The sequence below is a fragment of the Streptomyces yongxingensis genome (genome assembly GCF_055597465.1).
In genome coordinates this window covers 7637211-7650329 of the sequence record NZ_CM145717.1, presented here as the reverse complement: position 1 = coordinate 7650329, position 13119 = coordinate 7637211, and the positions used below count along the sequence as shown (strand labels likewise).

13 protein-coding genes are annotated in these 13119 nt (G+C 71.7%); 6 read left to right on the top strand and 7 right to left on the bottom strand.

Annotated features, from left to right (window positions below; all coding sequences use genetic code 11):
- Window positions 1-93: 93 nt before the first annotated feature.
- From ACZ6TD_RS32685 to ACZ6TD_RS32665, 5 genes are all read right to left on the bottom strand, one after another.
- Entirely contained in the window at window positions 94-1320 is a 1227-nt protein-coding gene (locus ACZ6TD_RS32685) for a hypothetical protein (protein WP_471343924.1), read from the bottom strand.
- A gap of 214 nt (window positions 1321-1534) precedes the next feature.
- Window positions 1535-2038, bottom strand: a complete 504-nt coding sequence (locus ACZ6TD_RS32680; RefSeq protein WP_471343923.1) for a GNAT family N-acetyltransferase — start codon at window positions 2036-2038, stop codon at window positions 1535-1537.
- Window positions 2035-2598, bottom strand: a complete 564-nt coding sequence (locus ACZ6TD_RS32675; protein ID WP_471343920.1) for a YciI family protein — start codon at window positions 2596-2598, stop codon at window positions 2035-2037. Before ACZ6TD_RS32675 ends, ACZ6TD_RS32680 begins: the two co-directional genes overlap by 4 nt.
- A 77-nt stretch (window positions 2599-2675) precedes the next feature.
- Window positions 2676-3980, bottom strand: a complete 1305-nt coding sequence (locus ACZ6TD_RS32670) for a sialidase family protein (protein ID WP_471343919.1) — start codon at window positions 3978-3980, stop codon at window positions 2676-2678.
- Window positions 3981-4143: 163 nt separating this feature from the next.
- A complete protein-coding gene (locus tag ACZ6TD_RS32665) occupies window positions 4144-5511 on the bottom strand; it encodes a phosphatase PAP2 family protein (protein WP_471343918.1) in 1368 nt (455 codons plus the stop codon).
- Window positions 5512-5747: 236 nt separating this feature from the next.
- Here ACZ6TD_RS32665 and ACZ6TD_RS32660 point away from each other — a divergent pair, with 236 nt between their 5' ends.
- The 6 genes from ACZ6TD_RS32660 to thrS all read left to right on the top strand — a co-directional run bounded on the left by ACZ6TD_RS32660 (window position 5748) and on the right by thrS (window position 11696).
- Complete coding sequence (locus ACZ6TD_RS32660) at window positions 5748-6482, top strand: response regulator transcription factor (protein WP_471343917.1); 735 nt, start codon at window positions 5748-5750, stop codon at window positions 6480-6482.
- A 2-nt stretch (window positions 6483-6484) separates the two neighbouring features.
- Window positions 6485-7321: a sensor histidine kinase gene (locus tag ACZ6TD_RS32655; RefSeq protein ID WP_471343915.1), complete on the top strand. Its 837-nt coding sequence runs from the start codon at window positions 6485-6487 to the stop codon at window positions 7319-7321.
- 170 nt (window positions 7322-7491) lie between these two features.
- Window positions 7492-8736: a cytochrome P450 gene (locus tag ACZ6TD_RS32650; RefSeq protein WP_471343913.1), complete on the top strand. Its 1245-nt coding sequence runs from the start codon at window positions 7492-7494 to the stop codon at window positions 8734-8736.
- A gap of 47 nt (window positions 8737-8783) precedes the next feature.
- A complete protein-coding gene (locus tag ACZ6TD_RS32645) occupies window positions 8784-8981 on the top strand; it encodes a ferredoxin (RefSeq protein WP_471343911.1) in 198 nt (65 codons plus the stop codon).
- Complete coding sequence (locus tag ACZ6TD_RS32640) at window positions 8978-10168, top strand: NAD(P)/FAD-dependent oxidoreductase (protein ID WP_471343909.1); 1191 nt, start codon at window positions 8978-8980, stop codon at window positions 10166-10168. The genes ACZ6TD_RS32645 and ACZ6TD_RS32640 overlap by 4 nt, the downstream gene beginning before the upstream one ends.
- 262 nt (window positions 10169-10430) lie before the next feature.
- Window positions 10431-11696, top strand: a complete 1266-nt coding sequence (thrS, locus tag ACZ6TD_RS32635; protein WP_471343906.1) for a threonine--tRNA ligase — start codon at window positions 10431-10433, stop codon at window positions 11694-11696.
- 106 nt (window positions 11697-11802) lie between these two features.
- Here thrS and ACZ6TD_RS32630 read toward each other — a convergent pair whose 3' ends face one another.
- Window positions 11803-12339, bottom strand: coding sequence for a hypothetical protein (locus ACZ6TD_RS32630; RefSeq protein WP_471343902.1), 537 nt, complete (start codon window positions 12337-12339; stop codon window positions 11803-11805).
- The gene (locus ACZ6TD_RS32625) at window positions 12333-13034 is read right to left on the bottom strand and encodes a hypothetical protein (protein WP_471343899.1); all 702 of its coding nucleotides are present in this window, start codon (window positions 13032-13034) and stop codon (window positions 12333-12335) included. Before ACZ6TD_RS32625 ends, ACZ6TD_RS32630 begins: the two co-directional genes overlap by 7 nt.
- Window positions 13035-13119 lie beyond the last annotated feature (85 nt).

Here is a 13119-nt window from a genome sequence, read left to right as displayed (position 1 = left end):
CCACGGTCGCACTGCCGGGCTCATGGTTTCCTCCGTGTGGCTTCCGTCCTCAACGGCTCTGCTGGTCATACGCGTTGGCGGACCACTGCGGCCTCAGGCGGCCTCGGCCGCTCCGCCCGGGACCCGGAGCTCCGGCTCCGCCCGCAGCCCGGCGACATCCGCCCCGCTCTCGGTCAGCACACGCTCGATCTCCGCCGCGGACTCCGCGTCCGTCCCGGTCTCATCCAGCAGCGCGGCCAGCAGGTGGGTCGTGCCGACCGTGGACGAGCCCTGAGCGGAGGCGGTGAGCTCCGTGACGTGCAGGAGCCGCCGCTCGAAGCCGGCGGTGTCGCCGACCTCCGGGGGCTCCCCCTCCGCGACCCCGGTGGTGGGAAGCAGTATCCGGGTGACGGCATCCTGCCGTACGCCGTGCCGGCGCAGGAGTTCCGCCCCCCGGTTCGCCGCCGTCAGCTTCTCGGGCAGCTCACGCCCCGCGACGGTCAACGACCGCTCCAGCGCCAGAATGCCCAGCAGCACATCGACGGGTTCCTCCTCCGGCGCTCCGCGCCGCACCGCCCTCCGTCGTGCCTCCGAGAGCACCACGCCCACGACCGCGGAGCCGAACCCGGCGCCGCCCCCGAATATCCAGGCGGTGAACTTCCGGGTCAGCGGATTGCCGCTCTTCCCGAACGTCCCCGCCTTGCGCAGCACCAACACCGCGGTGGGCTCCGGCGCTTCGTCGCTCCCCCGCAACGCGTCGAGCGCCCTCAAGGCAGCCGAGACGTCCAGCTTCCTCACCGCCAAGGCTTCACGGGCGCGCGTATCGGGCAGCTCGACCAGTGCGCGCGCCACATGCCGGACGCGAACGGAAATGGTGCCCTCCTCCCGTGCGGCCTCCAGCGCCTTGCGCAGACAGGTCCGCACCGCACCGGTCATCGGCGGGAGTTCAAGGCTTTGCCGCTCCTCCCCCTCCTTCTTCTTCCGGTTCTTCCAGCGCAGCCTCTTGGCCTCCTCCTGCCGGACCCCCCGCCAGCAGGCGTCGATCTCCCGCTCGTCGTCCGGGCTTCCCGCCGCGCCGTCACCCGCGTCGTCGCTGACCCACACGGATGTCCCCCGGGTCCCGATCGAAGCGCTGAGCGAGCCGGAGGCCCGCATCCCGGGTGCGATTGCGGAACCCGCGGCCCAGTCACCCGACACGAGCGCATACAGCACGCTTTCCGTACCCAGGTCCTCGCGTTCCTGCTTGGCCACCGCGCGCATCGCCTCCAGCAACAGCTTGAGGACGTCCCTCTCGAACTCGGTGGTCACGCCGGTGTCGCGGTCGGACGTGTGCTGATCCATCGTGCCTTCCCCTCCGTGGTGATACCCGCCGAAAAGGACGCTAGCCAAGGTTCTCCGGCTCCGCGTCGCCCGACCGGCCATGCTTCCAGTCCGATCGGCCAGGATCTTCCGCCCGGGCGGACGACAGCCTTGCGGGAGGGACGCCGGGGTGCGCTGTGGGGGACCATCCAACCCCTGGAACCAGCCCCTGGCCGGGACCAGAGGCCGGGACCGCTCAACCGGACGGCGTGGCCGAGGAGGACCACACGCCGAACCACTGCTCGGCGCCGTAGGCCGCGTACCGTTCCACCTCGGTGAACCCCAGCTTTGCCGCAAGGCGCATCGAGCGCTCGTTGGCGGTCTGGGTGCGCGGCACCACCGACTCGCCGGGAAGCGCTTCGGCGAACCAGTCGAGTGCCGCCGCGCACGCCTCGGCGGCGTACCCATGTCCCCACGCCTCCGGCAGGAACAGGTAGCCGAGCTCGGCCTCCCCGATGTCCGGACGGACGTGGCCCGGACTCTCCGCGTCGTGCCGATCGAGCTTGACCATGCCGATCACCGCTCCGTCGAAATCGATCACATCACGCGGTCGAGGGCCACCGAGGTAGGTGTGCACCTCCGGTGAGGCGAACAGTTCGATGAACGTCGGACGGTCCCCGGCCTCGGACGGGCGGAGCACGAGCCGTTCGGTCCTTATCGGGGCGGGTGGCCAGGCGACGGGGCCGAGTGCGCGGGTCATGACGGCCGCCCGCCGAACTGCCAGCGGTGGACCTCGATGTCCGCGTACCGGTCCGGGGCCAGGACGGCGCGGGCCGTCTCCGGGCCGGGTGCTCGGACCAGTGCCGCCGTACCCAGCCAGGTGCTTCCGTCGTCGGACAGCAGTGGCCCGTAGGCGATCAGCTCGTCCGGGTCGGCGGGCAGGGCGGCGTCGGCGGCCTCGCCCAAGCCCAGGCCGGGACCGAGGCCGAGCACCAGGAATCGGTTGCCTCCGGTCCGGCCGCCGGGGAATTCCCACATCGTGCGCCCCAGCACATCGCGCCACCGCCGCAGCAGTACGTCCCGGTACACACCGGCCTGGTAGCCCGGCTCGTCGAAGGCGAAGGCGCGGGCGGCGGCCGGGTCGGGCAGGTCGACGATGTGGACGCTGCCGGTCGGGACCCCGTCGGCGTCGGAGAGGGTCGGCCCTCGGGCGATCATCTCCGACGCGTACCGATCCATGTAGGACCAGTGCTGTTCGACCAGTTCTTGGCGCAGAGCGAGCGAGCCGGGCCGGTCGCGGTGGAAGCAGAAGAACTCCATGCCCGGCAGTCTTTCGACCCATGGGGTTCCGGTACAGCGGATATCGGCGGGAACCGGTCAGCGGGTCAGCGGCCCGATCACATGCCATCCGTGGCGTGGTACGGGCGGCACACTTCCCCGTCGTAGTCGGTCGCGATCTCCAGCAGCTGGCGCCCGTCGGCCGAGGGCAGGAGGCTGGAGCTGTAGTTGGGGCAGAAGTCGACCTTGTCGGACTTCACGGCGACGGGGGCCGGGATCTCCTTCCAGGCGCCCTCTCCGCCCTCGTTGTTGGTCCAGACGGTGCGCCCGCTGCCCTCGGCCTTGCTGCCGTCCGCGTTGTACATCACCTGTCCCACCAGCAGCAGCTTGCCCTGCGGATTTCCGTCCTCCGGCGCCCAGGCCAGGGTCGGCGCATGCCTGAAGTACTTGCCGTCGGCCGTCTCGGGCCGGGTACCGAGGTTGGCGGGGTCGCCCCAGTCCCAGCCGTCGGAAGAGGCGCGTACGTGCACGACGCAGGAGAACTTGGGGTCCTTGGAGCAGATCTCGTATGTCATGACGTACGTGCCGTCCGGCACCTTCCGTACGACCGCCATCCCGGGGCGGTCGGAGACCGGGGCGCTGGCGACGGTGTCGTGCAGGCCGCCCCAGGAGACGCCGTCCCGCGAGCGTACGGCGACGAGCTTCTGGCTGTGGTTCGGATCGGTCTCGTCGGAGTAGTGGCAGACCAGATTGCCGTCGGCGTCGATGGAGAACTCCGGCTCCCACAGTCCGTTGGCGTTCGTCGCGGTGGCGACCGTGGACAGAGGGCTCCAGGTGCGGCCCACGTCGGTGCTCTTGAACACCCGTATCGACATATGGCGGCTGGATTCGGGCTCGTCCTGGCCGAAGGAGGCGGCCCACAGCAGCGTGCCGGCCGGCATGTCACCGACCTGTTGCGGCAGTTCGTAGAGGGTCGCGCAGCACAGCCCCTTGCCGCCGTCGGCGGACTTGGGGTCGGCGACCGTGCCCACCTGGTTGAAGTTCGCTCCGCCGTCGGTGCTCTCCTGGATGGCGCCGATGCCGTTGCCGCCGTTGGGGACGACGGTCGAGGCGAGCACGCGGCCGTTGTCCTTCCCGCTGTGCTCCAGACGGATCGCCCGGGGGTAGAGGCCCGTGCCGTCGCGCAGCGGCTTGGGGCCGTTCTTTTGCAGGGTCGCCGCGCCGCCCTCGCCGCCCTCGCCGTTCTTCGCCTCGGCGTCGGGGGAGCCGGAGCCCTGGGAGGCGGCGTCCTGGGAGGCGGTGGAGGACCCGGCTTTGGTGTCGCCGTCGCCCTGGCAGGCGGTCAGCCCGAACGCGGCAACTGCGGCCGCCACGGCGGCGGCGACCTTACGAGCGTGGTGATGTCCGGTGCGGCGGCGTGACATGAGACTCCCCCCTGTGTCGCGGGTGGCCCCCGTCCCTGTCTTTCGGGGGCCCGTGACACCAAGGCTGTCCACCGCCGCTGATGATCCCCTGCCGATCGGCTAACGCGTCGCTAACCGCCCTCGCCCTATGGCCGCCTCATGGCCGCCTTACGGTCACCACGGCTCACACCAGTTCGGGCCGCGGCTCCGGCTGCAGCGCCGGTGCGGCCTTCGGCTCCCACAGCCTGGTGGTCCGTACATAGCCGTGGATCACCGAGCCCATCGCCAGCAGGAGCAGGGGTCCGAACACCCATGGATGTCTGCCCATCTCCACCGGCAGATAGCGATAGGCCACCAGGAGGGCGGCGAAGACCACCGCGCCGTGGACGACCAGTTGGGTCCCCGACCGGTCCCAGCCACGTGCGAGCGAGCGCAGCGCCGCCTCGATCGTGAGCGCGAACACCACGCCCGCGACGAGATCCACGCCGTAGTGGTAGCCGAATCCCAGCGTCGCGCCGAGCGTGGCGACCAGCCAGAACGTTCCCGCGAACCGCAGGATCCGTGGGCCCTGGCGAGAATGGATGAAGATCGCGGTGGCCCACGCGGTGTGCAGACTGGGCATGCAGTTGCGTGGCGTGATCTCGTCGAACGGCATCGAGTGCGGGGCGCTGATGGGCGGCGGCGTGTGCGGCCACAGATTGGCCAGCGCCCAGTGCTCACCGCCGGTACCGAAGGCCCCGCCGCCGTAGGCGAAGATCGGTCCGACCACCGGGAAGATCATGTAGATGGCCGGTCCGAGGAGGCCGATGGCGAGGAAGGTACGCACCAGATGGTGGCGCGGGAAGCGGCGCTCGACCGACACCTTGCGCAGTTGATAGATCGAGACGACGACCGCGGCCACTGGAAGCTGGATATAGACGTAGTCGAGAACATGAGCGCCGATCGGGCCCATGGCCTCCACGATCCGGCCCGCCAGCCACGACGGGTTGCCCAGCGCGTGATCGGCGGTCGCCAGGTACGGGTCGAGCACCGCCGGGCGGGTCTTCGCCGTGATGAGCAGCCAGGTGTCGCCGGTCTTGCGGCCGGCCACCAGCAGCAGGCCCAGCCCGACGCCCTTCAGCAGCAGGGCGCGTTCCCGGCCGGTGCGGCGGGTGACCGCGATGGCCACACAGCCCAGCATCACCCACAGCGCGCCGCTGCCGAAGGGGTGCCCTTCGGTCACCTTCGCGTCGGCCACCCACCGCACCAGGAAGATGACGATGTCGATGCCGATCGCGGCACCGGCCGCGATGAACCGCTCCCGCCAGGTGAGCACCACCATCATCAAGCCCATACCGGCGTACAACAGAAAGCCCGATTTGGGGGCGAATACCACCTCTTGCGCCTGGGTGGTCATCGGCCCCGGCAGATCGTAACGACGCGCGGCGATCTCCATCGCGACGAGGAACCCGAGAACCGCCACACCAGCCGCGACCCACAGCACCGCCCGTGGTCGGCGCCACGCGGCGAACGTTATTCTGCTGTTTATGCGCGAAAACACCCGCGATGCCATAGGTATCAATTGTTTGGCCGATTTGCTCGATGTGGGTTATAGGTCACTCTTCGCACCGGATAGCACGGTTTTCCGGTGAAGGGCGGGCGATGGGGGCGCTCGTCGTGAGTTCGGATCATGCTATCGGAGCGATGCCGCGCATTCCGGCAAGGCATCCCGGGCCGCCCTGTCCGGATCTCATCGGTCGCGGTCAAGGCCCCGTGCCCCGGAACGGTCGGTTCACGTAGTGTCATGGCGTGTACGGGAGTGTCAGCGAGAAACCAGTTCCTGCCCGTGGCAATGGGCAGCACATCCTGGTCGTCGACGATGAATCGAGAATCGCCGAACTGCTCTCGACCACCCTCGAACTGGCCGGTTACCGGGTCGGCACCGCGGCCACCGGCGGGGAGGCGCTCGACCGGGTCGGGCGGGACCGGCCCGACCTGGTGATCCTCGATGTGATGCTGCCGGATCTGGACGGTTTCACGGTGTGCCGGCGCCTGGTGGCGGCCGACGAGAACCATCCGCCGGTGCTCTTCCTCACCGCCCGCGACTCGCTCGACTCGCTGGTCACCGGGCTCGGCATCGGCGGGAACGACTACGTCACCAAGCCGTTCCGGATCGCCGAGGTGCTGGCCCGGGTGCAGGCCCTGCTGCGCACCCGCAACCGGCGGCGGGAGGAGCCGTCGCCGCGCTACGCGGATCTTGTGCTGGACGAGACGACCCGTCAGGCGCGGCGTGGGCGGCGAGCGCTGGAGCTGACCCCGGCGGAGTTCCGGCTGCTGCGCTATCTGCTGGTCAACGCCGGGCAGGTGTTGTCCAAGGAGCAGATCGGCGAGCATTTGTGGGTGGCGGACCACCGGCGATACGGCGACAACGCCATCGAGAAGCTGGTCTCCCGCCTCCGCCACAAGGTCGACGAGGCCGGGCCCGCCCTGATCCACACCCGCCGGGGCTTCGGCTACTGGCTCGGCGGACTCGCCTCCGGATGAGCATGCGCGAGCGTCACGGGGACGAGGGCCGCGGGGACGAGGGCCGCGGGGACGAAGGCCGCGGGGACGCCCCAGCCCGCGGCGAGGCCCCCGGCGAGACCCCCGGCGAGGACGCCTACGAGCGCCAGCAGCGGCTGGAGGTCCTGCTGCACGAGCTGCGCACCTCCCTCACCACCATCCGGGGCTGGGCCGAACTCCCGCTGCAGGGGCTCAGTGACGACCCCGAGCTGATGGTGCGCGCCCTGCGCCGGATCCAAGACGAGGCCGACCATATGCACCAGGCGGTCCAGCAGGTGTTCCCCCGCGCGGACGCCTCCTGGGTACGGCCGCTGGAGACGGAGCCGGTCGATCTGCGGGACGTGGCCGACGAGGCGGTGGCGGATCTCGGGCTGCTCGACCCCGGACGCCCCATCGCCCGCGAGAACTCCGGCCGGGCCACCCTCGTCGCCGACAACCGCATGCTCCGGCACGCCGTGCGGAATCTGCTGGGCAACGCGCTGCGCCACACCCCCGCCGGGTCCCCGGTGACCGTGGCGGTGCGCGGTCCGGTGGCCGGGGCGGGGGCCGGGGCCGGGGCCGGGGCCGGGGCCGGGGGAACGCCGCGCGTCGAGCTGTCGGTCAGCGACCAGGGGCCGGGCATGGGCCCGCGGGACATCGCCCGGCTCACCTCCCCGCGCGACGAGGACGGCCGGATCGAGCCGGGCGGCGGCATCGGCCTGACCATCGTGCGGCGGGTGGTCGAACGGCACGGCGGGGAGGTGAGCGTCAGCAGCGCACCGGACCGCGGCACCACGGTCACCGTGGCCTTCCCCACTGTCAGCGTTTCGTCAGCAAACTGACCGGGGGGAGTCAGGTCGAGCGGGTTCGCTGGTCACCACGTCCCCGCACCGCGGAGGTTCGCGTTCCCGTAACGCGAAGGTTCGCGTCCCCGTAAGGCGAAAGACACCCGTCCCCACCGACCCGAAGGTTCACGCTCCGCTCCCATCGGAACCCCCACCCGAGGAGAGACATGACCGAGACGCTGGCAGAGACCGCACCCGAGGCGGAAGCGCCGCTTCCGGAATTTCCGATGCCGCGGGCGGCCGGCTGCCCCTTCGCCCCTCCCCCGACCGCACGGGCGCTGCACGCCGAACGGCCGGTCGCGCGCGTACGGCTGTGGGACGGCAGCGCCCCCTGGCTGGTGACCCGGTACGCCGACCAGCGCGCCCTGCTCGCCGATCCGCGGGTCAGCTCCGAGGCCACGCTGCCCGGGTTTCCCCACGCGAGCGCCGGCTTCCGCGAGAACGCCGGGCGGCGGCGGTCCTTCATCACCATGGACGACCCCGAGCACGCCCGGATCCGCCGGATGGTCACCGGACCGTTCGCCATCAAGCGGATCGAGGCGATGCGGCCCGAGATCCAGAAGATCACCGACGAGCTGATCGACGCCATGCTGGCCGGGCCGACCCCGGTGGACCTGGTGCGGGCGCTCGCGCTGCCACTGCCGTCGTTGGTGATCTGCAAGCTGCTCGGGGTGCCGTACGAGGACCACGACTTCTTCCAGCGGAACAGCTCGCTCCTGATCAACCGGCACTCCTCGGTCGAGGACGTGGTCGGCGCCAACGAGGCGCTGACCGACTACCTGGACGGGCTGGTCGCCGCCAAACTCGCCGACCCCGCCGACGACATGCTCTCCGAGCTGGCCGGGCGGGTCAGGGCCGGTGAGCTGACCCAGCGCGACGCCGCCACCATGGGCGTACTGCTGCTGATCGCCGGTCATGAGACCACCGCCAACATGATCGCCCTCGGCACCGTCGCCCTGCTGGAGAACCCCGACCAGCTCGCCGTCCTGCGGGAGACCGAGGACCCGAAGGTGGTCGCCCGGGCCGTCGAGGAGCTGCTGCGCTATCTGACCATCGTGCACAACGGCCGTCGCCGGGTCGCCCTCGAGGACATCGAGATCGGCGGCGAGACCATCCGCGCCGGGGACGGGATCATCGTCTACACCGGCACCGGCAACTGGGACGCGGAGGTCTTCGCCGAGCCCGAGCGGCTGGACATCGGCCGCGACGCCCGCCGCCACATGGCGTTCGGCTTCGGCGTCCACCAGTGCCTGGGCCAGCCGCTGGCCCGGGTGGAGCTGCAAGTGGTCTACGGCACGCTCTACCGCCGTATCCCCACCCTGCGGCTTGCCACCGGAATCGACCAACTACCGTTCAAAGAGGACGGTTTGGTCTACGGCGTCTACGAGCTGCCCGTCACCTGGACGTCATGAGCGGCGAAGGCGGCGGCGACGGCAGCGGCGAAGGCAAGGGAGTCACCATGCGTGTGGAAGTCGATGTGCCCAAGTGTGTGGCATCGGGGCAGTGCGTGATGATCGCACCCGATGTGTTCGATCAGCGGGAGGAGGACGGCATCGTGGTCCTGCTGGACGAACAGCCCGCTCCCGAACTCCACGCCGATGTGCGGGAGTCCGCGGTGGTCTGCCCGGCTGCGGCGATACGGGTGATCGACAAGTGAAGCATGTGGTGGTGGTCGGCGCCTCCGCCGCCGGTCTGGCGGCGGCGGAGACGCTGCGCCGGGAGGGCTACGAGGGCACGCTCACGCTCATCGGCGATGAGCCGTACCACCCGTACGACCGGCCACCGCTGTCCAAGCAGATCCTCGGCGGGCAGTGGGAGCCCGACCGGGTGCCGCTGCGCACCCCCGCCGATCTGGACGCGCTCGGCCTGGAGCTGCGCCTCGGCGTCGCCGCGACCGGGCTCGACCTCGCGGGCCGTACGGTCGCGCTGGCCGATGGGGCGCGGGTGCCGTACGACGGCCTGGTCATCGCCACCGGCGTCCGCCCGCGACGGCTGCCAGGCGACGGCGGGGAGCGCGCGCATGTGCTGCGCACCCTGGACGACGCCCTGGCCCTGAGGGACCGGCTGGGCCCGGGGCGGCGGCTGGCGGTGGTCGGCGCCGGGTTCCTCGGCGCCGAGGCGGCCGCCGTCGCGCGGGGGCTGGGCACGGAGGTGACGCTGCTGGAACCGGCGCCGGTGCCGCTGGCCCCGGCGGTGGGCGAGCGGGTCGGCCGGATGCTCGCCCAGGCCCACCACGACCACGGCGTGGATCTGCGCACCGGGGTCGCGGTGGCCGAGGTGGCCGACGGCGGGGTGCGGCTGACGGACGGCACGCTCGTCGAGGCCGACGAGGTGCTGGTCGCGATCGGGTCGGTGCCCAACACCGGCTGGCTGGAGGGCAGTGGGCTCACCCTGGGCGACGGCCTGGAGTGCGATGAGTACAGCGCCGCCGCGCCGGGTGTGTACGGCGCGGGGGACGTGGCCCGCTGGCACAATCCGCTGTTCGGCACGGCGATGCGGATCGAGCACCGGACCAACGCCACCGAGCAGGGCATGGCCGTGGCCCGCAACCTCCTCCGCCCGGACGAGCGGCGGCCGTTCGCCCCGGTGCCGTACTTCTGGTCGGACCAGTACGACGTCCGGATCCAGGCGCACGGGTATCTGCGCGGCCACGAGGAGGTCGCGGTGGTGGAGGGCGAGCCGGAGGAGCGGAAGTTCCTGGCCGTCTACCGCTCCGGGGACCGGGTGGCCGGTGTGCTGGCCGTCGGGATGCCGCCGAAGGCGGTGCGCACGTGGCGGCAGGCGGTCGCGACGCGGGCGGCGTGGCGGGACGCGGTGGGGGAACTGCTGCCGGAGGGGGCGTAGCGCGTACGACGGTGCGCCGCGGCGGCGGGCCGCGGCGGCGGGCCGCGGCGGCGCGCCGTGGCCCGGCGTGGCGCACGCCCGGAAAATCCCGGGCGGGCCGCGCCGGGCCTTGCTACGGTGACCTGCATGAAGCGCGCTGCCATGACGACGACGCCGGAGAGTGTCCCGGCGCGCTGATCGATGTTCTGATCCGAAGCCCCGGGGCGAGTGCCCCGGGGCTTCGCCGTGCGGTCACTCGCCTCACGTTGACGAGGAGACCGCGATGCCCGACCACCGCAAGCTGGGCCGTGAACTGGGCCTGTTCGACACCGACCCGCTGATCGGCGCGGGCCTGCCGTACTGGCTGCCCGACGGCGCGACCGTACGGCACACCCTGGAGGAGTACATCCGCGACGCCGAGCGGCGGGCGGGCTACCGGCATGTGTACTCGCCGGTGCTCGGCAAACGGGAGCTGTACGAGCTGTCGGGGCACTGGCAGCACTACAGCGACGACATGTTCCCCCCGATGGATCTGGGCTCGAGCGGCTCGGGGCCGAACGGGGAGCAGGGCGCGGACCAGGGCGCGGAGCAGGTGGTGCTGCGCCCGAGCCTGTGCCCCCACCACGCGGTCATCTACCGCTCCCGCGGCCACAGCTACCGCGAACTTCCGCTGCGCATGGCCGAGTTGGGCGGGATGTACCGCTCGGAGCTGTCGGGGGTGCTCGGCGGGCTGACCCGGGTCCGGGCCATCCAGCTCAACGACGCCCATATCTTCTGCACCCTGGACCAGGTCGCCGGCGAGGCGGGGGCGGCCCTGGAGATGATCCGCCGGGCGTACGAGGCGCTCGGCATCACCCCGGCCCGCTATCGGCTCTCCCTCCCCGGCCCCGGCGGCAAGTACGTCGCCGCGCCCGAGCTGTGGCGCCGGTCGACCGCCCTGCTGACCGACGTCCTGGACCGCTCCGGGCTGCCGTACGAGGCGGTGGAGGGCGAGGCCGCGTTCTACGGCCCGAAGATCGATGTACAGGTCGCCGACGGCTCAGGACGGGAGTCCACCCTGTCCACCGTGCAGGTCGACTTCCACCAGCCCGAGCGGTTCGACCTGCACTACATCGGCCCGGACGGCGCCCGGCACCGTCCGGTCATGGTCCACCGCAGCATCATCGGCAGTGTGGAACGGGCCGTGGCCCATCTCATCGAGGAGCACGGCGGGGCCTTCCCCGCCTGGCTGGCCCCCACTCAGCTGGTGGCCCTGCCGATCTCCGAGGCCGAGCTGGAGCGGGCCGAGGCGCTCGTCCGGCGGTGCGGGGAGCTCGGACTGCGCGCGGAGCTGGCCGGACCGGACCGCGGCAGCCTGGGCGCCCGGATCCGGGAGGCCCGCCTCGTCCCGTACCAGGCCGTCGTGGGCGCCCGGGAGGCCGCGGACGGCCGGGTGGCCCTGCGACTCCGGGACGGCCGCCGGCCGGACCCGCTCCCGGCCGGGGAGGCGCTGGCCCGGATCGACGCGCTGGTGAAGGCGCACAGCGCCGAGCTGTGGGACGCGGTGTAGAGGGCGCCCGACGTATCGTGCCGCCTGCGGCGGGCTGTCTCCCCTCCCCGCCCACGCGGCGGAGCCGCATATCGATGCTGCGGGAAGGGGCAGGGAGGGAAAGCGGTCAGATGCTGATGAGGCGCTCCAGGACATTGCGGTAGCCCCGCATCGCCAGGCGCAGCTCCTCCGTCTCCGAGCTGACCGCGTCGTCCTCGTGCCAGGCGGCACGGAGGGTGGCGCGACGCTCGGCGAGGAGGTCGGTGAGGCGGGCGACCACCTCCACGAGCAGGGCGTCGGCCTCCTCCACGGCGCCGCGTGGGGAGTCCACGAAGCCGCTGACCGCGTACCGCAGCCGCTGGGTGAGCATGTCGTGCTCGCTCGTGGGCAGCACGGGGAAGCTGGGGCCGTTCGGGGTGTTCGACGGCTCGCCCGACGGCTGGGCGGAGGACCCGTTCGTCGGCGTGGGGCGGCTTCCGTTCGTCGGCGTGGGGCGGCTTCCGTTCGTCGGCTCGTGCTTCGGCGTCGTGGCGTGCCAGGACGCCATCGGTTCCGCCGCCTCCGTGTTGCCCGGCCGCTGGGACAGCGGAGCCACTTCATGCTTCTCCAGCCCATGGCGCCGCTGCCCGTCGTTCTCCGTCGGGTCGGTCGGGTCCGTCACCACGCGCCGCCCTTCCTGGTGTGGCCGAACCGCGTATGGCCCGTTCCCGTCCCGGTCCCGGTCCCTGGCAGCCACCTCCGGAGACCGCTCCCGCTCCGCCGCTCGCCGTGGTGGTGCTGCCGCGCGGCCTCGGATCGGGTCGGGGCGCCGTGGTGCGGCGGCCTGACCAGGTCCTCGAAGAACGGCCGGGCGTGCACCACGGCCTCGCGCAGCTCCTCGGTGTCCGCGCGCCCCTCGCGGGCGAGGGCGGCCGTGTCGTGGATCTGCCGGTAGCCCTGGACGTGCTCGGCGTGGTGCACGGACAGCGCCGCCACCTGCTCCTCGTAACGGCCCGACGGGTAGCCACGGTCGTGGGCGAGCCGGGCCAGGAGCTGATCGGCGCCGGTCACCGCGTGTTCCGGAGACTCGATGAACATCTCCTGCATACCGGCCCACTCGGCCACGTACCGCTCGCGCAGCTCACCGGGCAGGGGCTGGGTCCTCAGATCGTCGTACAGCCGCAGCCGTTCCTCGAGTTCCCGCTCCGCCGCCTTGGTGTCGCCCGCGTGCTGAGCGACGTTCAGTTCGTACTCGGGCCCGAAGCGGCGTCGTAGAGCGCGTTCCTTACGGCTGGCGCCCGCGCGGACGACGCGGATGATGAGCGCGGCCGCGAGGACGACCGCGACGACAACCACGATGCTGATCGCACCAGTTGACATGGTCTGCTTCTGCCTTCCCGCTGGCTTCCCCCTCCGCGTTCGGGGGGCTCCTCTCTTCGGGTAGCCCGGTCTTGGGCCCTCAAAC

What these genes read in the sequence shown, in the direction of transcription:
- ACZ6TD_RS32685 (WP_471343924.1), bottom strand. Translation starts at nt 1,320, where the DNA reads ATGGATCAGCACACGTCCGACCGCGACACCGGCGTGACCACCGAGTTC.
- ACZ6TD_RS32675 (WP_471343920.1), bottom strand. Translation starts at nt 2,598, where the DNA reads ATGGAGTTCTTCTGCTTCCACCGCGACCGGCCCGGCTCGCTCGCTCTG.
- ACZ6TD_RS32650 (WP_471343913.1), top strand. Translation starts at nt 7,492, where the DNA reads ATGACCGAGACGCTGGCAGAGACCGCACCCGAGGCGGAAGCGCCGCTT.
- ACZ6TD_RS32655 (WP_471343915.1), top strand. Translation starts at nt 6,485, where the DNA reads ATGCGCGAGCGTCACGGGGACGAGGGCCGCGGGGACGAGGGCCGCGGG.
- thrS (WP_471343906.1), top strand. Translation starts at nt 10,431, where the DNA reads ATGCCCGACCACCGCAAGCTGGGCCGTGAACTGGGCCTGTTCGACACC.
- ACZ6TD_RS32670 (WP_471343919.1), bottom strand. Translation starts at nt 3,980, where the DNA reads ATGTCACGCCGCCGCACCGGACATCACCACGCTCGTAAGGTCGCCGCC.
- ACZ6TD_RS32625 (WP_471343899.1), bottom strand. Translation starts at nt 13,034, where the DNA reads ATGTCAACTGGTGCGATCAGCATCGTGGTTGTCGTCGCGGTCGTCCTC.
- ACZ6TD_RS32680 (WP_471343923.1), bottom strand. Translation starts at nt 2,038, where the DNA reads ATGACCCGCGCACTCGGCCCCGTCGCCTGGCCACCCGCCCCGATAAGG.
- ACZ6TD_RS32665 (WP_471343918.1), bottom strand. Translation starts at nt 5,511, where the DNA reads ATGGCATCGCGGGTGTTTTCGCGCATAAACAGCAGAATAACGTTCGCC.
- ACZ6TD_RS32645 (WP_471343911.1), top strand. Translation starts at nt 8,784, where the DNA reads ATGCGTGTGGAAGTCGATGTGCCCAAGTGTGTGGCATCGGGGCAGTGC.